This window comes from Dactylosporangium sp. NPDC051485 (assembly GCF_040682015.1).
Taxonomy (GTDB): domain Bacteria; phylum Actinomycetota; class Actinomycetes; order Mycobacteriales; family Micromonosporaceae; genus Dactylosporangium.
In genome coordinates this window covers 57,936-77,155 of record NZ_JBFAZW010000048.1, presented here as the reverse complement: position 1 = coordinate 77,155, position 19,220 = coordinate 57,936, and the positions used below count along the sequence as shown (strand labels likewise).

14 protein-coding genes are annotated in these 19,220 nt (G+C 73.1%); 4 read left to right on the top strand and 10 right to left on the bottom strand.

Annotated elements, in window-relative coordinates; translation table 11 throughout:
• Positions 1 to 741: 741 nt before the first annotated feature.
• Positions 742 to 1,476, bottom strand: coding sequence for a phosphotransferase (locus AB0M46_RS26070; RefSeq protein ID WP_363339887.1), 735 nt, complete (start codon positions 1,474 to 1,476; stop codon positions 742 to 744).
• A 141-nt stretch (positions 1,477 to 1,617) separates the two neighbouring features.
• Here AB0M46_RS26070 and AB0M46_RS26065 point away from each other — a divergent pair, with 141 nt between their 5' ends.
• From AB0M46_RS26065 to AB0M46_RS26050, 4 genes are all read left to right on the top strand, one after another.
• Positions 1,618 to 2,346 carry an ABC transporter ATP-binding protein gene (locus AB0M46_RS26065; protein WP_363339885.1) on the top strand — a complete coding sequence of 243 codons (729 nt, stop codon included), beginning with the start codon at positions 1,618 to 1,620 and terminating at the stop codon, positions 2,344 to 2,346.
• Positions 2,343 to 4,763 (top strand): ABC transporter permease, encoded by a 2,421-nt coding sequence (locus tag AB0M46_RS26060; protein ID WP_363339883.1) that lies wholly within the window; start codon positions 2,343 to 2,345, stop codon positions 4,761 to 4,763. The genes AB0M46_RS26065 and AB0M46_RS26060 overlap by 4 nt, the downstream gene beginning before the upstream one ends.
• Before the next feature lie 148 nt (positions 4,764 to 4,911).
• Positions 4,912 to 6,138, top strand: coding sequence for a sensor domain-containing protein (locus AB0M46_RS26055; protein WP_363339881.1), 1,227 nt, complete (start codon positions 4,912 to 4,914; stop codon positions 6,136 to 6,138).
• Positions 6,126 to 6,782 (top strand): response regulator transcription factor, encoded by a 657-nt coding sequence (locus AB0M46_RS26050; protein WP_363339879.1) that lies wholly within the window; start codon positions 6,126 to 6,128, stop codon positions 6,780 to 6,782. Before AB0M46_RS26055 ends, AB0M46_RS26050 begins: the two co-directional genes overlap by 13 nt.
• 128 nt (positions 6,783 to 6,910) lie before the next feature.
• Here AB0M46_RS26050 and AB0M46_RS26045 read toward each other — a convergent pair whose 3' ends face one another.
• From AB0M46_RS26045 to AB0M46_RS26005, 9 genes are all read right to left on the bottom strand, one after another.
• Positions 6,911 to 7,738: a sortase gene (locus AB0M46_RS26045; RefSeq protein ID WP_363339877.1), complete on the bottom strand. Its 828-nt coding sequence runs from the start codon at positions 7,736 to 7,738 to the stop codon at positions 6,911 to 6,913.
• Complete coding sequence (locus tag AB0M46_RS26040) at positions 7,738 to 10,548, bottom strand: hypothetical protein (RefSeq protein ID WP_363339875.1); 2,811 nt, start codon at positions 10,546 to 10,548, stop codon at positions 7,738 to 7,740. Before AB0M46_RS26040 ends, AB0M46_RS26045 begins: the two co-directional genes overlap by 1 nt.
• Entirely contained in the window at positions 10,545 to 12,248 is a 1,704-nt protein-coding gene (locus tag AB0M46_RS26035) for a substrate-binding domain-containing protein (RefSeq protein ID WP_363339873.1), read from the bottom strand. Before AB0M46_RS26035 ends, AB0M46_RS26040 begins: the two co-directional genes overlap by 4 nt.
• A 44-nt stretch (positions 12,249 to 12,292) precedes the next feature.
• Positions 12,293 to 13,450, bottom strand: coding sequence for a phosphate ABC transporter permease PstA (gene pstA, locus AB0M46_RS26030; protein WP_363339871.1), 1,158 nt, complete (start codon positions 13,448 to 13,450; stop codon positions 12,293 to 12,295).
• Between the two features lie 13 nt (positions 13,451 to 13,463).
• Positions 13,464 to 14,486, bottom strand: a complete 1,023-nt coding sequence (pstC, locus tag AB0M46_RS26025) for a phosphate ABC transporter permease subunit PstC (protein ID WP_363339869.1) — start codon at positions 14,484 to 14,486, stop codon at positions 13,464 to 13,466.
• Positions 14,483 to 15,394, bottom strand: coding sequence for a phosphate ABC transporter ATP-binding protein (locus tag AB0M46_RS26020; RefSeq protein WP_363339867.1), 912 nt, complete (start codon positions 15,392 to 15,394; stop codon positions 14,483 to 14,485). Before AB0M46_RS26020 ends, pstC begins: the two co-directional genes overlap by 4 nt.
• A complete protein-coding gene (locus tag AB0M46_RS26015) occupies positions 15,391 to 16,224 on the bottom strand; it encodes a hypothetical protein (protein WP_363339865.1) in 834 nt (277 codons plus the stop codon). The genes AB0M46_RS26020 and AB0M46_RS26015 overlap by 4 nt, the downstream gene beginning before the upstream one ends.
• Positions 16,221 to 17,378 carry a DUF916 domain-containing protein gene (locus AB0M46_RS26010; RefSeq protein ID WP_363339863.1) on the bottom strand — a complete coding sequence of 386 codons (1,158 nt, stop codon included), beginning with the start codon at positions 17,376 to 17,378 and terminating at the stop codon, positions 16,221 to 16,223. Before AB0M46_RS26010 ends, AB0M46_RS26015 begins: the two co-directional genes overlap by 4 nt.
• A 100-nt stretch (positions 17,379 to 17,478) precedes the next feature.
• A complete protein-coding gene (locus AB0M46_RS26005; RefSeq protein ID WP_363339860.1) occupies positions 17,479 to 19,206 on the bottom strand; it encodes an Ig-like domain-containing protein in 1,728 nt (575 codons plus the stop codon).
• Between the last annotated feature and the right edge of the window lie 14 nt (positions 19,207 to 19,220).

Here is a 19,220-nt window from a genome sequence, read left to right as displayed (position 1 = left end):
CGTCGAGTTCACCCCGTCCGCCTCCTCACGGCTGTGAACCGCGGCCCGACCCAACCAGCAGTTCAACCGCCAGGCCCAGGCCCGTCCGGCCCTGGAGGGCCGCGGCGGCCTGCGCCGCCCTTCCGGTCCCCTGACCCCCGAGGACCCGGGACACTCCCCGACCCTGCGCGGCCGCGGCGGCGCCGACGAGCCGCCCTTCGGCCCCAACGCGCGCCAGCCCCAGCCCGGCCGCGGCCGGGACCATCGCGACGACTACGACGCCGACGTCGTGCCGGGCGAGGACGAGCTGTGGGCGGTGGACCGCCCCAACCCGACGGTCATCGACACTCCGCACCTGCCCCCGCCGTCCGAGGCCGGCCCGGCCATCGGCCGTCCCTGAGCGCATCCGCGCCGAGCGCCGCCGACCCGGCGGCGCTCGGCGCGTGATCAGCTCGCCGAACCGCCCGACCGTGTGCCCCTCCGGAGACCCTCGTCGACCCGTTCAACGCCCGCGACGACCTGCGCAAGGCCGAGGGCGACTGGCGGCCGGGCGACACGCCGTCGCCGCCGCGTCCCTCGCCGAGGCCGACGGCGGGCGGCGCGGGCCGCGGCGATGCGCACGGAGGGCTCGGGGTCGACGCTCGTGGCGCGTCAGTAGCGCTGTGACCGCAACTCGGCTCCTGAGGAACATCTGCCGGATGCCCTCGTGGACGTCGCCGAGCCGCCAGCCTTGGCCGGCACGCCGTGCCCGCCGAAGCGTGCTCAGACCGCTCGAACTTCGGCTAGCCGCCTGACTGCGTACTCGTCGTCCCAGCAGACGGCGGCTTCCCATGCGGCCGACGCTTGCGCGGCGATGTCGTGCGCGCCGTCGTCGAGGCCGGCGGCGTTGCCGGGCAGCACGAGGTCGAGCTCGGGGACGTCGACGTGCGCCTCGTCCCAGTCGATCAGCGCGACCCGGCCCGCGGTCATGCGGACGTTGCCAAGGTTGTTGGAGTCGCCGTGGACGACGCAGGTCTGACGCCCGGCGAGCCGCGCCCACGCCGCTCGGCATCGAGCAACACTCTCGGGGGGCATCGCGCCGAGGTCGATCCTCGTCCCGGTCTCGGCGTGCAGGAGGTCGGTCGACGATCGCCAGCCTGGGCGCTGCGGCCAGCCCCGCGTCAGCCGATGCAGCTCCCGCAGCGTGCCGGCCACGCGACGCCAGTCGGCCTGCGTCTCGGGCGGTCCGCCCTCCAGATAGGTCATCACCACCAGACCGTCGGCGAACAACCGGCCGTCCGTAGTCGGGATCGGAACCGGCACGGTCAGACCTTCACGGTCGAGGTGTTGGATGAGCCCTGTCTCCCACGCCAGATCAGCGTCGCTCCTGGTGCCGAGACGACCGACCGCGAGGCGCCCGTTGACGCGCACGCTCCACACGTCGTTGGCGACTCCGCCAGTGAGCGGTTCGATGCGAGCGGCGTCCTTACCCCATTGCCCGAGTGCCTCCCACCCCATTCGCCGTACCTTACGGGGTCTGAGCCGCACTGTTCTCGGCATTATGTGGGTGACCTTCGATCAAGGGTAGGGCTGGCCATACCTCGAAGATCCAAGGGCGCCATGTGTTGCACGGGGCTGGAATTTCCGAGGCTGAAGGGCATGGAGAACACGGCGGTCGTCGAGGTGCACGACCTGGTCAAGAGGTACCCCGGGGCCTCGATGCGGGCGTTGGACGGGGTCAGCGTGGCGTTTGGGCGCGGATCGTTCACGGCGGTCATGGGGCCGTCCGGGTCGGGGAAGTCGACGCTGCTGCACTGTGCGGCCGGGCTCGACCGGGCCGACTCCGGGGTCGTGCGCATCGCCGGGGAGGAGCTCTCGCGGCTGCGGGAGCCGCGGCTCACCGAGGCGCGGCGGCGGCGCGTGGGATTCGTCTTCCAGGCGTACAACCTGCTCGACTCGCTGTCCGTGTGGCACAACGTGCTGCTGCCGCAGCAGCTGGCCGGGGTGCGGGCCGATCGCGGGTGGGCCGAGGAGGTGCTGCGCCGGGTCGGGCTCGCCGGGCGGGAGCACGAGCGGCCGGGCCGGCTCTCCGGCGGGCAGCGGCAGCGGGTCGCGCTGGCCCGCGCGCTGGCCGGGCGGCCCGAGGTGATCTTCGCGGACGAGCCGACCGGGGCGCTGGACCTGGCCAGCGGGCGCGAGGTGCTCGGGCTGCTGCGGGAGACGGTCGCACGGACCGGGACGGCGGTGGTCATGGTGACGCACGATCCCGCTGCGGCGGCCTGGGCCGACCGGGTCGTGTTCCTGGCCGACGGCCGGGTCGTGGACGAACTGGCGGCGCCGACGGCCGAGGCCGTGGCCGGGCGCATGACGGCGGTGAGCGCGCGATGATGCGGCTCGCACTGGGCACACTGCGCCGGCACCGCGGGGCGTACGCCGGCACGCTCCTGGCCGCGCTGCTCGCGATCGCCCTGCTCGCGGCGGGCGGGCTGCTGCTGTTCTCGGTGCTCACCGCGAAGCCGCCGGCCGACCGGTTCGCCGCGGCCGACGCGGTGGTCTCCGGGGCGCGCGAGGTGACCGCCACGACCGTGACCCACAAGAAGCAGGACAAGACCAAGACCAAGGTGAAGCGCGAGCGGCTCACCGGGGCCGGCACGCTGCCCGCCGACCTGGCCGGCAAGCTCGCCGAGCTGCCCGGCGTGACCTCGGTGGTGGCCGACGCCGCGTTCCCGGTGCAACTGAACGGCCGGACCGTGATCGGGCACGGCTGGGGCTCGGCGGCGGTCACGCCGTTCGCGCTGCGGTCCGGCCGGGCGCCGGCGGCCGGCGAGGCGGTGGTCGACGCGGACATCGCGGCCCGGGCCGGCCTCGCGCCGGGGGCGACCATCCGGGTCACCAGCCGCACCGGCACCCGCACGCTGCGGGTCTCCGGCGTCGCCGCTCCCCCGGGCCGCGACGCGCTCCCCGCGCAGGGTGCGCTGTTCGTCGACGACGGGGAGGTCGCGGCGCTGTCGGGGCTGGACGGGCCGACCGCGATCGCGGTGCGCACCGGCGATCCGGCCGGGTTCGCTACGGCGGCGCAGGCGCTCACCGACGCGCCCGTGTACACCGGGGACGACCGGGTGCGGGCCGACCTGCCCGGGGCGCTGCCCGACTACGTCGCGCCGATCTCGATCTTCGGGTTCCTGCTCGGGATCACCGCCTTCGCGGCCGGCTTCGTGCTGGTCGGGACCGTCGCGCTGAGCGTGCGGCAGCGGCTGCGGGAGCTGGCGCTGCTGCGCACGATCGGGGCCACGCCGCGGGCGCTGCGCCGGCTGCTCGGGCTCGAGGCGGCCGTCCTGGCCGCAGTGGCCGCCCTGCCGGCGGCGCCGCTCGGGGTGCTGATCGCCCGGCTGGTCGCGGCCCGGTTCCGGGCGCTGGGGGTGGTGCCCTCGCCGTTCGAGGTGCGGGTCAACGCCGGGGTCGTGCTCGCCGCGGCGGCGGCCGGGATGCTGCTCACCGTGCTGTCCGCGCGCATCGCCGCCCGCCGCGCGGTGCGGATCGCGCCGACGCAGGCCCTCGTCGAGACCGCGGCCGCGCCGAAGGGGGGCGGGGCGCTGCGCGCGATCCTGGCCGTCGTGCCCGCCGTGGGGGCGGTCACCGTGCTCGCGGTCGTGCCGCTGGACGGGCCGCTCGGCATGGGCATGAGCTTCATCTCGACCGCGCTGCTGCTGTGCGCGGTGGCGGCGGCCGGGCCGGTGCTGGTGCGGGGGCTCACCGCGGTCGTCGGGCGGCTCGCGCCCGGGACGGCCGGGCGGCTGGCGGGGCTGATCGCGCGGGCGGAGTACCGCCGCGTCGCCGCCGTCGCCGTGCCGCTCGTGCTGATGTTCGCCATCAACGCGACCATGCTGCTCAACGGGGCCCTGCTCAACGACCTGGCGGCGCGGGAGCAGGTCGCGCGGACGGCGCCGGCGAACGTCCGGCTGGGCGGCGGCATGCCGCTGGACGAGGCCGAGCAGCTCGCGGCCGGGCCGGGGGTCGGCGGCGCCGCGGCGACCATCCCGACCCGGGCGATCCTGGTCAGCGGGGGCAAGCCCGAGGACTACGCGGCGCAGGGGCTGCTCGTCACCGGCTCCTCCCCCGCGCTCGACCTCGGCGTGACGGCGGGCGCGCTGACGCCGGACGGGCTGGCGATGAGCGCGTACCTGGCCCGGCAGGAGGGGCTGCGGGTGGGCGACCGGGTGCCGGTGTGGCTGGCCGACGGGGCGCGCACCGAGCTGCCGCTCACCGCGATCTACGCGCGCTCGCACGGCTTCGGCGACCTGGTGCTGCCGGCCGCGCTGGTCGCCGCGCACGACCCGGTGGGGCTGGTGACCAGCCTGACGATGCGCTCGGCCGGGCCGGCGAGCGGCGCATCCGCACACGGGCCGGCGCAGGACAGCCCGCAGCAAGGGGCGTGGGAGCTCATGGTCGCCGTGACGCTCGGGTTCACCGCGATCGCCGTGGTCAACACGTTCGCCATCGCCACCGCGGCCCGCCGCAAGGAGTGCGCCGACCTGCGGCTGGCCGGGGCGACCGGGGCGCAGGTGCGCCGGCTGCTCACCGCCGAGGCCGGGATCGCGGTCGCGGTCGGCGCGGTGCTCGGGGCGGCGGTCACCGCGGTCGTGGTCGGGGCGTTCAGCCTCGCCCAGGACGGGACGTTGCGGGTGTTCGTCGACCCGGCGACCTACGCCGGGCTGCTCGGCGGGACCGCGCTGCTCGGGCTGCTGGCCGGGGCGGTCCCGGCCCGGCTCCTGATCCGGCGCGGCGCCATGATGTGGTCAGCGTGATCAGAAGACGGGGCCGCGCCCGGCGCCATGATGGGGTCAGCGTGATCAGAAGACGGGGCCGCGCCCGGCGCCATGATGGGGTCAGCGTGACCAGAAGACGGGACCGCGCCCGGCTCCCGGTCCGGCGCGGTTCCATACTGTGGTCAGCGTGATCAGAAGAAGCGTCGTGGCGCTCGCGTACCTGGCCGGCGGCATCGTCGCCGGCCCGGTCGGCCTGCTCTGGAGCATCGCCGCCGTGCTCGGCGTCGCGGTGCTCGCGATCACGCAGCTCGGCGGGCCGGCGTTTCTCGGCGCGGCCTGGGTGACCCGCCGCCTGGCCGGGCTCGAGCGGCGCCGCGCCGGTTGGGTGCTCGGCAAGCCGATCGAGCCGCCGTACGTCGGCCCGCGCGGCGACACGCTGCGGCGCCGGGTGACCGCGGTCGGGGCCCAGCCGGCCACCTGGCGCGACCTGGCCTGGCTGGTGCTGCTGTTCCCGTTCGGGCTCGGGCTGGGCATCGCGGCCGTCGTGGTGAGCGCCGTCTCGGCCGGCATGCTCACCGCGCCGCTGTGGGCCTGGGCGGTGCCGAACCCGCGGGCGCCGTTCCCGGTGAAGCCGCTCATGACCACCACCGGCGGCCGGTTCTCGCTGATCCTGCTCGGGCTCGTGCTGGTGCCCCTGGCCGCCTGGCTGATCCGGCTCATGGCCAGGCTGGAGGTCACGGCGGCCCGGGCGCTGCTGGCCCCGGGCGAGCACCGGCGGCTGGTCGAGGAGGCCGAGCGGCTGGCCCGCACCCGGGCCCGGGTGGTCGACGCCCAGGCGGCCGAGCTGCGGCGCATCGAGCGCGACCTGCACGACGGCGCCCAGGCCCGGATCGTGGCGGCCGGCATGACCCTCGCCCTGGCCGCCCGGAAGCTGCGCGGGGCCGAGAGTCCGGCGGCGCACGACGTGGACACCGCCCGGCGGCAGCTCGACGAGGCCCTCGCCGAGCTGCGGCGCCTGGTGCGGGGCATCCACCCGCCGATCCTCACCGACCGGGGGCTGCACGCCGCGCTCGCCGCGCTGGCCGCCGACAGCCCCATGCCCGTGGTCATCCGCGGCGACCCGGACCTGCGGTTCCCGGCCGCGGTGGAGTCGGCCGCGTACTTCGTCGCCGCCGAGGGACTCGCCAACGCCGCCAAGCACTCGGGGGCCGGCGCGGGTGCGATCGAGCTGTGCCGTACACCTGCGGCGGTGTCCATCGCCGTGGAGGACAACGGCCACGGCGGCGCCGACCCGGCCGGATCGGGCCTGGAGGGCCTGCGCCGGCGGGTGGAGGCGCTGGACGGCACCCTGACCGTGGACAGCCCGCCGGGCGGTCCGACCCGGCTACGAGCGGAGTTCCCATGCGCATCGTGATCGCCGAGGACCTGCTCCTCCTGCGCGACGGCCTCGTCCGGCTGCTCACCGACACCGGGCACACCGTGGCGGCGGCGGTCGGCTCGGCGCCCGAGCTGCTGGCCGCGGTCGCCGCCGAGCGCCCGGATCTGTCCATCGTGGACGTCCGGCTGCCGCCGGGCTTCCGGGACGAGGGGCTGCGGGCGGCGCTGGAGATCCGCGCGGCCGACCCGGGCGCCCGGGTGCTGATCCTGTCGCAGTACGTCGAGCGCGCCTACGCCACCGACCTCCTGGCCGACGGCCGAGGCGGGGTCGGCTACCTGCTCAAGGACCGCGTCACGGCGCTCGACGACTTCCTGGACGCGATCGAGCGGGTGGCCGCGGGCGGCACCGCGATGGACCCGGAGGTGGTCCGGCAGCTGTTCACCCGCAACGACCGCAACGCCGGCGTGAGCGCCCTGACCCCGCGGGAGCGGGAGGTGCTCGGGCTCATGGCGCAGGGGCTGTCGAACTCGGCCATCTGCGCCGCGCTGGTGCTGGCGCCGGTCTCGGTGGAGAAGCACATCACGAACATCTTCGCCAAGCTGGCCCTGGCCCCGTCCGACGACGCCCACCGGCGCGTGCGCGCCGTGCTCGCATACCTGAGCGCCGTCAACCAAGGTTGACGGCCACCTGTGATGTCGGGCGGCGGCCGCTCTACCCGGGCCTGAGCGCCGCCGCCTTCACCACGCTCTTGTTCGTCACCAGCGCCTGCTCATCACGGTCGACTGGCTCTGGCTCGCCGTGCTCGCCGTCAGATCAGGTTCGGCAACAGCTGCCCGATCGAGTCGGTGATCCCCCAGACCGTGGCCAGGATCGCCGGCACGGCCACGATCCAGGTCTGCCAGCGGCCCCAGCGCCGGGCCGCCCAGGTGCCGCCGAACGCGGTCACCGCCAGCAGCTGCAGCCACAGCACCAACGGGATGAGGGCGTCCGGGTTGGCCTGCATGGCCTTCTCCCGCACGTCGATCGTCGCCGGCCGGCCGGGCGGGCCCAGCTTCGGGTCGCCCTTGAGGATCGTGTCCACGTAGACCACCTGGTCGGCCGCCCAGCCGGTGCGCCAGCCGCGCCCCTCGGCGGTGGCCAGGATCATCCGGCTGCCGCCCTTCTGCAGCGGCGACGGCGTCGGGTCGTTGGCGTGCCGGACCCGCTGCACCTCGTACTGGAACTCGCCCTGGCCGGTGGTGACCGTGATGTGGTCGCCGGGGGCGAGCGCGGTGAGGTCGCCGAAGGGCGCCCCGTAGGTGAGGGCGTGGCCGTAGATCACGCTCGTGCCGGGCTGGCCGGGCAGCGGGGTGTCCCGCCGGTGGCCGGGGGCGGCGCGCAGTATGTCGCCGTCGGTGCCCTCGACCACCACCTGCCGCAGGGCGATCTCCGGGCACACGATCAGCGCGATCGGCGCGCCCGGGTCGATGTCCGGGCCCCCGATCTTGACCTCCGCGGTGGCCATCTGCTCGCGCAGCTGGTTGTAGAGGTCGCGCTGGTCGTGCTCCTGGCGCAGCGCGCTCGCGCCGAAGAGGTACGCCATGAGCCAGCCGCACAGCACGGCCAGGGTCAGCAGCGCCCGCGAGAACACCCTCATCACAGACTCCGTCGCCAGTCGTTGAAGCCGGTGACCATGCGCAGGATCGAGCCGGCGCAGCCCGCGCACAACCCGACCAGCAGCACCAGCGGAAGTCCCCAGCTGGCCAGGACCGACGACAGCAGCGCGGTGTAGCCGGCCGGCTGGGCCAGGTCCTGGGCGGGGGCGCTCGCCGGCGCGCTCGGGGCCGACGACGGGCGGCTGCCCGTGTCCGGCGTCGTGGTGCCGGTCGAGCCGCCCGTGTTCGAGCCGCCGGTGCCGGTGCCGCCGGAGTTGCCCGACGAGCCGCCGTTGGTGGCCGGGACCACCAGCGGGACCGTGCCCTGCTGGGCGGCGACCGCGTCGGCCGCCTTCAGCGTGTAGTCGACCAGCCCGCCGAAGCCGTTGGCCGCGGTGAGGGGCAGGTAACCGGCCGGCAGCTGACCGTTGTCGGAGCCGCGGACCTGCCCGTCGCCGACCGCGAAGCGCAGCAGCTGGGCCAGGCGGGCGGGGTCGTCGTCCTGCACACCCTTGGTGGCCACCGCGGCGTAGATCGGCAGCGTGCCCGGGTAGGCGGTGGCCCCCGCCGCCGTGCGCAGGGTGTCGTACGGCATCACCCACGCATTGCTCTTGGCGTCGGGCTTGGCCAGCCGCATTGCCGCCATGAGCGAGTCGTCGTTCGGCGCGGCGAACGTGCGCCCGGACGTGTCGGTGAACTTCGCCGACTTGGCCACCGTGCTCGTCGTCTGCAGCGCCGCGGTGTGCAGCTGGTAGAACTGCGCCTGGGCGAGCGAGGTGATGCCGATGACGAACCGGTCCCCGCGCCGCTGCCGGCCGTAGGCGACGAGGTTCGCGCCGACCGGGTTGTTGCCGGGGTCGATGACGACGGAGCAGCGGATGTGGGCGTTGGCCTGGCCGAACTGCAGCCGGTCGGCCGTCTCCTGCATGGTCGTCATCGGCGCGGCGAGCAGCGGGCCGTACGGCTGGACCGGGAAGTCCTTGATGAACTCCGGCGGCAGGCCGCAGGCGCTGTACGGGGTGAGGCTCACGTCGGTGAACTCGTCCAGCAGCGGCCAGTAGTCCCGGGGCAGCGCGATGCCCTTGTAGCCGGGGTTGACCACCATGCCCCACGGGTCGCGCTCGCCGTCGAGGAACGCGCGGGCGTCCGGGTCGGCGTTGAGGTACTGCGACAGCGCGTACATCACGTCGGAGTTGCCGGACAGCGCGATGAGCGCGGTGCCGGACAGCGCCTCGGCGGTCGAGCCGGTGAGCTTGGGGTTCAGCGCCAGGAACTCCGGGTCGGCCACGAGGTACGTCGGGTTGTTCGCCATCGCGCGGTACGGGCTGTCCTTGGGCACCGTGCTCTTCGGGTTGGCCAGCAGCTGGTTGATGTCGGGCCGGCCCGGGTAGGACTCGCTGAGCAGCTTGGCGATGAGCCGCGGGTTGAGCTTGAGCTCGGAGTACTCGCTGTGGGTGTTGTCGTCCATCACGTAGCTGATCGCGAAGCCGCTGACCGCAACGGGCGCGTTGACCACCGGGCGGTCGCCGTACCCTTCGTCGGGTGGCCGGCTGATCAGCGAGGCCGAGGTCTTGGCGTCGACGAGGTTGTTCTTGGCCAGCGGCTCGCCCATCTGCACCAGCCGGAACTTGAACCGCGTGGGGTCGCCGCAGAAGGCCGGCGCCCACTGCTGCACGGCCTCCTGCATGAGTTCGGAGCCGAAGATGTCCAGTGCCTTGCGGGTGTCGCCGGCGTCGCAGACGTTGGCCGCGGTGCCGAAGCCCAGCTTGACGCTGAAGTGGTTCTTCCAGATCGACGGCGACCACCAGTCGGCCGCGGTCACGGCCATGTCGACCTGGAAGCGGGGCACCGGGTTGGGCAGGAACTCGCCGGGGAGGTTCTGGCCGACCGCGTGGCAGGCGTCCAGCGCGCCGTCGCGGTAGCGCCCCGGCGCGGGGCGGTCCGCCTCGGGCAGCTTGGAGAAGGTGTCGTCACAGCTCATGCCCATGATCGGCAGCACCACCAGGGAGCAGCTCACGGTCGCCGAGCAGCCCAGCGACGCGTTCTCCACGCCGGTCCAGATGACGAACTTGGCGCTGCCGTTGCCGTTCTTGTCGGTGCTGGCGAACGTCGTGTTGCCCGGCGGCGCCGCCTTGTCCTCGACGTTGACCATGTCCGGGGCGAGCACCTTGCCGCAGACGTTGGTCTTGTCGTAGGTGGTCAGCGGCCGGTAGATGTTGCCGTCCGCGGCGACGAACGGCTCGTAGTGCGCGACGGCGTCCTTCGGCCCCTCGCAGTCCTTGGTCGGCAGCGGGTCGGGGAAGCCGACGATCTGCTTGGCCTGGGCCGGGGTGTTGTCCCGGTCCATCCGCCACGGCGGGACATTCCTCGTGTTGATCGGCAGGAAGGTGTCCTTGCGCTGGTCGAAGCCCTGCGTCCAGCAGGTGCTCGGGCTCAGCGTGCCGCTCGCGTCGTCACCCCGGCACTCCATGATCATGACGGGGTACTCCTGGTAGATCGCCTCGGCGGAGTTCTGGTCGTCGACCACGCCGAGGCTGGGGTGCGCCCCCGTCCACGAGACCTCGACCTGCTGCCGGGCCTTGAGCTTGCTGATCTGGTTGATCGAGACGGTCACCGTGCGCTTGTCGGCCTCGGTCACGGTGTCGTTCTCCCCGACGCGCGAGAGGTGCGAGCGGACGAGGGTCTTGGTCTCGACGTACTCCGGGCTGCCGGCCGAGGCCGCCGATGGCGAGAATGCGGCCGCGGGCAGCATCATCGCCAGGATCAGCAGCGCGAGCGCGCCGGCCCGGCGGCGACGGTTCAGGCCCTTCACTTCCCCTCCTTGCGACCGGTCACCAGGCGCCCGATCAGCGCGGGCGCGAACAGCACGATCAGCAGCAGGCCGACCGCGACCGGCCCGAGCACCGCCGCGTACCGGTTGGCCTTGAAGGCGGCCAGGTCGGTCGGGACGGCGGCCGCGTTGGGGTCGGTGGAGCCGCCGCCGGAGCCGTTGCCGCCGACCACCTCGCCGGTGTCCGGGTCGACCTGCGGGCCGTCGGTGCCGCCGCCGGTTCCGGAGCCGGTTCCGGAGCCGCCGGCGGCCGTGCCCCCGGTGCCGCCGTTGGTGCCGCCGCCGGAGCCGGAGGTGCCGCCGTTGCTGCCGCCATTGGTGCCGCCCGACCCGGAGCTGCTGCCGCCGCCCTTGGGCGGGCACGGGCCGGCCCCGGTCTTGTCGCACGGCTGAGGCATCGGGGCAATCTCGGCCAGGTGGTTGCGGGTCAGGTCGCCCGGCACGAACGTCGGGTTGTTGCAGCTGGTCGCCGGCTGGTCCTTGATCTCCACCCCCGGGTCGGCCACCTTGAGCTTCTTGACCTGGTCGAAGCCGGCCTGCACCAGGTTGAGCGGCAGCGGCGAGTAGCCCTTGGAGCCGATGCTCTGCTGGCCGGCGCAGATCGAGTAGTTCACGAAGTCGGCCAGCGTCTGGCGCTTGGCGGTGGTGAGCCGCTTCTCCTCGGGGTCCTTGGCGCCGATCGGCAGCACCATGTACGAGTACGACGAGAGCGGGTACGTGCGCGCGTCGGGGTTGACGTACACCTGGTCCAGGTTCTGGATCAGGTACTCCTTCGAGTTCGGGTCGTTGTTGATCTGCGCCTTGGTCAGCGAGACGGCCACGTTGTAGTCGGTCGGCTCGGTGAAGTAGCCGGCCTTGTTGCCGATCTTGGCCACCGGGTAGCCGATGTTCAGGGCGAAGGAGTACTCGTCGTAGCCGATCGAGCCGTTGCCGGACTTCGACACGATGAAGTTCATGACGCTGTCCGAGCCGGCCTGGGGCACCGCGCCGCCCTGGCGCGGGTAGTACTCGGTCGGCACGTTGCGCCCGGCGAAGGCCTGCCAGTACTGCGGGAACTGGTTGACGAGGTACCGGGTGAACTGCGCCGTCGACCCGGAGCCCTCGGCGTGCAGGACCGGCACGATCTTGATCGACGGCAGCTTCCGCCCGTTGTTGTCGGCGGTGATCTGCGGGTCGTCCCACTTGGTGATCTGGTTGGTGAAGATCTTCGCGAGCGTGTCGCCGGACAGCCGCAGGTCCTTCACCAGCTTGCCGCCGACCTCGATGTGGTACGGGAAGGCGGTGCCGCCGGCGACCATCGGCAGGTAGGCGTAGGGCCGGCCGCGGGGCGTGTCGTCCTCGCCGGTGAGCGGGTCGGAGCCCTGGAAGGGGATGTCGCTGATGGCGAAGTCGTTGGTCTGGTACCCGAAGTCCTTGCGCCCGGCCGCCGAGCCCAGCGAGGTGAAGACCACCTGCAGGCCCTGCGGCCGCACGTCGGCGATCCACTGGTTCAGCGCGTTGGCCGACCACGACGAGCCGGTGCCCTCGATGCGCACGTGCGCGGCAGCGGCGACCGGGCGCGCGGTGCCGGCCAGCAGCAGGGCCACGACGGCGCCGAACACGGCGGCCTGCCGGAGGGTGGCGCGCAAGATGGCCGGGCCGGCGCGCAGGTCGGGTCGGACGGCGGGAATCGTGCGCTTCATGCTGATCTTCCTCGCAAGTTCATGGGGCAGGGCAGGGCGGGGGGCTAGCGGCGTCCGACGCGGGGCCGGGCCAGCCAGCGGGTGACGGCGAACAGCACCAGCACCAGCACCAGCAGCACGACCGCGGCGCCGAAGCCGCGGGTGATGTAGTCCGGCTGGCCGCTTCGCACCGCGGTGAAGATGTAGAGGGGCAGCGAGTTCATCGTGTAGTGCAGCGGGTCCCAGTTGAGGAACGTCGACGCGCCGGAGGTGAGCAGGACCGGCGCGGTCTCGCCGATGCCCCGGGCGACGGCCAGGATCAGCGCGGTGGCCAGGCCCGGCAGGGCGGTCGGCAGCACGACCCGGAACACCACCTGCACCTGCGAGGCGCCGAGCGCGAGCCCGGCCTCCCGCAGGCCGCCGGGCACGACCCGCAGCACGACGTCGGCGGCCCGGGCGATGATCGGCACCATCGTCACCGAGATCGCCAGGCCCGCCGCGAAGCCGCTCTTGGGGAAGTTGAACGCCACGATGAGCGTGGTGTAGACGAACAGGCCGGCCAGGATGTCCGGCACCGCGGTCATCGCCTCGACCATGGTGCGCACGATCCGCGACAGCCGGCCGCCGACCTCGGTCATGTACACCGCGGTCACGATGCCCAGTGGCAGCGAGACCGCGATGGAGATGGCCACCTCGATGAGCGAGCCGACGATCGCGTGCAGGATGCCGCCCTGGTCCAGCGGGGCGTCGCCCGGCACGCCGGACATGTCCTTCGTGTAGAAGTTCACGTGTGGCAGGGCCGGCGCGCCCCGCACGGCCGTGTAGACGACGGTCAGCACGAGGCACAGGCCGACCAGCGCCGCCCCGGCGTGCAGCATGGCCGAGGCGACCCGGTCCTTCACCACCGGCCACGGGTTGCCCACCGCGGTGACCGCCGCGTAGATGAGCACGAAGACGACGTACCAGCTGATGAGGAACCCCGTCAGGCCCGACAGCAGCAGCACCTGGGTGTACATCAGCCAGGACAGCGCGAGCGAGCCGCACGCCGCGCCGATGACGCTGGCCCGGTCGTCGATCGTGCGGCTGCGCAGGTCCCGCGGCTTGTCCGCGGGCGGCGGGCCGGGCGGCGGCGCGACCGGGGCCGGCTGCGGCTGCGCGTGCGGCTGCTCCCGCGGCAGCGTCGTCCTCGGCAACGGGGCCGTTTTCGGCAGGACATCCGTCATGAGCTCTCCCCGCTCAGATCTCGGTCGCCGCGCCGCTGCGGCTGCGGCTGACGATGACCGAGGCGATCGTGTTGATGATCACCGTGATGACGAACAGCACCAGGCCCGCGGTGAGCAGCGCCGAGAGCTGCATGGAGGTGGCCTCGCCGAAGCGGTTGGCGATGAGCGAGGAGACCGTGATGCCGCCGCCCTCCAGGATCTTGATCTTCAGGTCGAAGATCGGCTGGATGATGAGCAGCACCGCCACCGTCTCGCCGAGCGCTCGGCCGAGGGCCAGCATGGTCCCGCCGATGATGCCGCCGCGGCCGAAGGGCAGCACGACCGTGCGCACCATGCCCCACCGGGTGGCGCCGAGGGCCAGCGCCGCCTCCCGCTCGCCGATCGGCGCCTGCGCGAAGACCTCCCGCATGACCGAGCAGGCGATCGGGATCGCCATCATCGCCACCGCGACGCCGGCGATGAAGACCGAGCCGGTGTACTTCGACAACTCCAGCAGCGGCGCGTTCGGATCGGTGTCCACGTCGAAGATCGGGATGAACCCGAGGTTCTGGTGGATCCAGTGCGCGACGTCCTGCAGGTAGGGGGCCAACATGAACAGGCCCCACAGCCCGAAGACGATGCTGGGCACCGCGGCCATGAGGTCGACCACCGCCACCAGCGCGCCGCGCAGCTTCGCCGGCGCGTACTCGCTGATGTAGAGCGCGCTGGTCAGCGCCAGCGGGAAGGCGACCACCAGGGCGACGAAGGCGACCAGGAACGTGCCCAGCAGCACCTCGGACATGCCGACCTGGTCGCGCTCCGGCTGCCAGTCGTGCTCGGTGAAGAAGCTCCAGCCGTACCGCCGGAAGGTCGGCACCGCCGAGAGGGCCAGCATGAAGCCGATCGCGCCGAACAGGACGAGCACGAACAGGCCCACGCCGGTGCTGCCGACCCGGAACACCCGGTCGGCCGGCGCCGGCCGGTTGACCAGCTTGCGCGGCGCGTCGCCCGGGGCCGGCATCTCCCGGGCCGCCTCGGTCTCCTGCGGGGCGCTCATCCGAACCGGCCGTGGACGTAGTCGGCGGTGCGCGGGTCCTGCGGGTCGCCGAACATGGCTTCGGTCGGGCCGTACTCGACGATCACGCCCGGCTGGCCCTGCTCGGCCAGGAAGAACGCGCACTGGTCGGAGACCCGGTTGGCCTGCTGCATGTTGTGCGTGACGATGATGATGGTGACCTCGGCCGCGAGCTCCGAGATCGTCTCCTCGATGACCCGGGTCGAGGTCGGGTCCAGGGCGGAGCAGGGCTCGTCCATGAGCAGGATCCGCGGGCGTACGGCGAGCGAACGGGCAATGCACAGCCGCTGCTGCTGGCCGCCGGAGAGCGCACCGCCGGGCTGGTTGAGCCGGTCCGCCACCTCCCGCCACAGGCCGGCCTTGGTCAGGCACTCCTCGACCAGGTAGTCCTTCTCGGCCCGGCCGGCCCGCTTGCCGGTCAGCTTGAGCCCGGCGATCACGTTGTTGTAGATGCTCATCGTCGGGAACGGGTTGGGCTTCTGGAACACCATGCCGATGTCCCGGCGGGCCTCGGTGATGCGCCGGCCGGCGGCGTAGATGTCCTGGCCGTCGAGCAGCACCTCGCCGGCGAGCTGGGCCGAGGGCACCAGCTCGTGCATCCGGTTGAGGATGCGCAGGAACGTCGACTTGCCACAGCCCGACGGCCCGATCAGCGCGGTGACCTCGCCGGCCTGCATGGTGAGCGACACCCGGTCGAGCACCTTGCGCGTGCCGAACCAGGCCGAGATGGCCCGCGCGTCGAGCGAGGCCGGCTGCGGCCGGTCGGCGATTGGTGCCGCGAAGGCGGCCGTCGGGGCGTACTGCGGCGGCGGGGGCGGGGGCGGATAGCCACCCGGTGGCACGAAGTCCCCCTGGGTCGGGAACTGCTGTGTTTCGGCGGCGTGTGTCATGAACGGCTCCCAGCGCGCTCGTTGCGGCGGCGGGCGGCGACGAGCACCGAGGCGCCCAGCGCCACCAGGCCGACGCCGACACCGGCAATGAGCAGGATGTTGAGGCCCGTGCGCGGCAGGTCGCCGCCCGGGGAGCTCGGGGTGGTGGTGGTCGTGGCCGTGGGTGTGGCCGTGGTCGTGGTCGGTGCGGGGCTGCCGGGCACGCTGGCGACGATCGGCACCCCGCCGTCGCGGCGGGGCGCGCCGATCGCGAGGCCGAGGCCGCCCGCGCGCGGGGCCCGGCCGGCCGCCTGGGCGCTCGTGGCCACCAGCGTCCACGTGTCGCCCTCGATCTTGAGGTCGGCGGTGGAGTAGGAGCTGTTCAGCGTCGGCTCGTTGGGCACGCCGAGATACATCCGCAGCTGCACGAGGCCGTTCCAGCGGGTGGGGTACTTCTCGATGTACTCCCGCAGCGAAAGCCCCTCGGCCGGCGCCTGCACCGTCGGGTGGGCCTTGTCGTCGTAGGTGCTCGCGCCGGTGAGGAACGTGCCCGCCCACAGCGACGGGTCGACGCCCTCGCGCGGCTGGAAGGCCAGCAGCGTCGCCTTGCGCCCGTCCCCGTCGTAGGGGGTGGGCGCGGCGACCTGGCTCACCGCCTTGGCCACGAACGGCTTGTCGGACAGCTTGCCGGTGGTCTTCGCCTTGTCGTCGGCGCCGTAGAGCACGATCGCGCCGGTGGAGCGGGAGTCGTGGTACGGCGCGCGGTCCTGGTGCCCGCCCCCGCACGCGGACAGCAGGGCGAGGGCGGTGACCGCCACGACGGCCGCGCCGGTGCGCAGCCGCCGGGTCACTTGGCCGCCTCGACGACCGTCGTGACCGGCTTCTTCTCCGGCTTGCCGGGGCGGCCAACGTTCGGCATGTCCCGGACGGGGCGCTGGGCGCGCTTCGGGGTCTCCGCCGGCTTGGCCGGGGCGGGCGGGGTCGGCGGGGTGGGCTTCTTCGGCGCGCCGCCGCCCCCCTTGCCCTTGCCCGGGCGGGGCCGGCCGAAGCGCATGCCGATGAGGACCGCCAGGCCCACGAGGACGACCACGATCAGCAGCGTGATCAGCCACGGCACGGCCCAGATGGTCACCGACGTCTTGGCCGCGGCGATCTGCTGGCCGACCGGCTGGTCGGGGTCGGCGTAGGGCTCGAGGATGATGTTGGCGTCGATCGGGCCGGCCGGGAAGACGCCGTCGACGTGCGCGGTGTACGTCACGCGCTCGCCGGGCAGCAGCTCCATCAGATCTTTCTTGGTCTCGCCGCCGAGACGGGTGCCGAAGACGGCCGACGTCACGTTGATCTTCGCGTGGCTGGCCAGCCGGATGTTGCCGGTGTTGACGACCGTGTAGGTCACGTCGACGCCGCCCTTGCCGATCGGGTTGCTGACCCCGGCGTACGACGCCTGGACCTTCTGCGCCTCGAGCGTCGGGCGCAGCATTCCGGCGATCCTGAGGTACACCCGGACCGCCACGCGCGTGTCCAGCTTGACGTCGGTGCCGTTGGTGGCCAGCGACACCACGACGCCGCCGGCGTGGTCGCCGGGCGTGGCGCCGGCCGGCACGTCGATGATGAAGGGCACCGCGACGGTCGCTCCGGCATCGATGTCGATGGTCGGGCTGGCGAACTTCATCCACGAGCCGATGTTGGTGGGCTTGGTCGCCGCCGGGAGCAGGTCGAACGCGCCGGTGTCGGTGTTGAACGCGTCGGTGCCGTAGACGAGGAACGACGCCTTCACCTTGCTGGAGTTGGTGATGAGCACCATCTCCTGCACCTTCTTGCCCAGGTCGCCCTGCAGCGTGTAGTGGGTGCGCCGGTCGGGCTTGCCGTCGGCGGTCCCGGGCCGCACGGACCACGCCCGGTTGCCGTCGTCGGCGGGCTCGGCGCGCGCGGGGGCGCCGGTGGCCAGTAGGAACGCGGCGACGGTCGCGGCCAGGAGGGCGAGGTACGTGCGGGCTGTCTTCATAGTTGGGTTCCGTTCTCTGGCAACCGCAGATGCTGGGAGCCAGGCCGGCCGGAAACCCGGCCGACCTGGCGTTTGTGGTGCTAGCGCGGGGTCATCCGCGTCAGGGGCTGACCAGGGTCAGCGTGAGCGTGCTCTGGTACAGACCGGTCGGGGACGTGTCCGGAATCCGCAGCTCCAGGGAGGCGCTGAGGTTCTGGGTGCCCAGGCCGTTGCCCGCGCCGGCGTGGGCGAACAGGCTGCTGGTGTGCAGACCGTCGCTACCCGCCGTCTTGAGCTTCGAGTCGACCGCGGTGCCGGCGCCCAGCGTGCCCTCGGCGTCGCCGCCGGTGGCGAGGGCCGGCGTCCAGCCCAGGTTGCTGGCCGAAACGGTGGTGCCGCCGTTGGTGAAGTCAGCGGCCTGGCCGTTGAGGGTCCAGCCGTCCTGCGTCGGGCGGGTGTCGTTGACCGACACGCCGGAGAGCGAACCGGTGAACACCCAGGCGTGGCGGTGACCCGTCGGGTCGGTCGCCTGCGCCGGGTGGCCGTTCGGGTCGGTCACCGGCACCTGGGCCAGGTGCACGGCCGTGCCCGAGGCGACCTGCAGCGACAGGGCGCCCGCGAACGGCTGGGTGTCGTTCTGGGCCTGGACCGGGATCGCGGCCGAGTTGCTGCCCACAACGGCGTAGTTGATGATCGACGAGGACGACGACTGGAAGCCGCCGACGCTCGGCGTGAAGGTCGCGATGAGCAGGTGGTTGCCGATGGCGAGGCTCGTCGTCAGCGTGGCCGTCCCGGTCGCGGCGGTGTAGTTGCCCGCACCCAGGTCGGTGGTCCCGTCGAAGAAGTGGACCGAGCCGGCGGTGCCGACCGGGGCCACCTGGGCCGACAGGTTCACGTCGAGCGTGCCGCCGCTACCCGCGGACCCGCCGCTGGGCGGCGTGACCGACAGGGTGGTGGTGGTCGGCGTACCGGCCGGGTTCACCGTGTAGGTGAGGTCGGACGACTGCGACGCGTTGAACGAGTCGGTGTCGGCCGGGGTGAACTTCGCCGTGAAGGTGTGGTTGCCGTCGGCCGGGGTGGTCGCCAGGGTGGCGGTGCCGGTCGCGGCGTTGTAGGTCGCGGCGCCGAGGTCGTTGCTGCCGTCGAAGATGTGGACCGAGCCGGCGGTGCCGGTCGGGGTCACCTTCGCGGTCAGCGTGACCTGCGAGCCGTGGTTGGCCGGGCTGTTCGGGCTGGCCGTCAGCGTGGTGGCCGTGTTGGTCTTGGTGCCCGGGTAGACGACCGACCACGTGCCCGCGGCGGGGTTCACCTGGATGTCGACCCGGTAGTAGTTGATGTTCTGCGGCTGGCCCGCCGCCGTGGTGATGAGCCGCAGCTGGTAGATGTTCGCCAGGTTCGCGGCCGTCTCGGTGTTCGGGTTCGACGCGATGTAGCTCGCCAGCGAGGGCACGCCGGCGATGCCGGTCGCGACCGCGTTGGCCGAGGTGTTCAGCGGCGCCGGGGCGTTCGGGTTCGGGAAGTTCTGCGCGCTCGTCAGCAGGCCGCTGACGAACTGGTCCGGCGAGGTGTTGGCCTTCGGCGTGGCCACCCGCAGGAACGCCCGGTTGTCCCCGGGACGCCCGATGCCATCCGCCTGCGCGTAGGCGACGATCGGGCTGTCGGCCACGTTACCGCCGGTGATGACCTGGCCGGCCGCGTTGTAGAGCGTGAGCGCGCCGCTCACGCTCGGGTCCGGCTCGAACGGCGGCGTGATGGTGGCCGCGAACGCGCTGCCCCCGTTCACGAGAACGCCGGCCGCGACGACCAGAGCGGCCGCCCCGACCATCAACGACCTCGAGCGAATGCCCACTTGGGGCTCCCTTC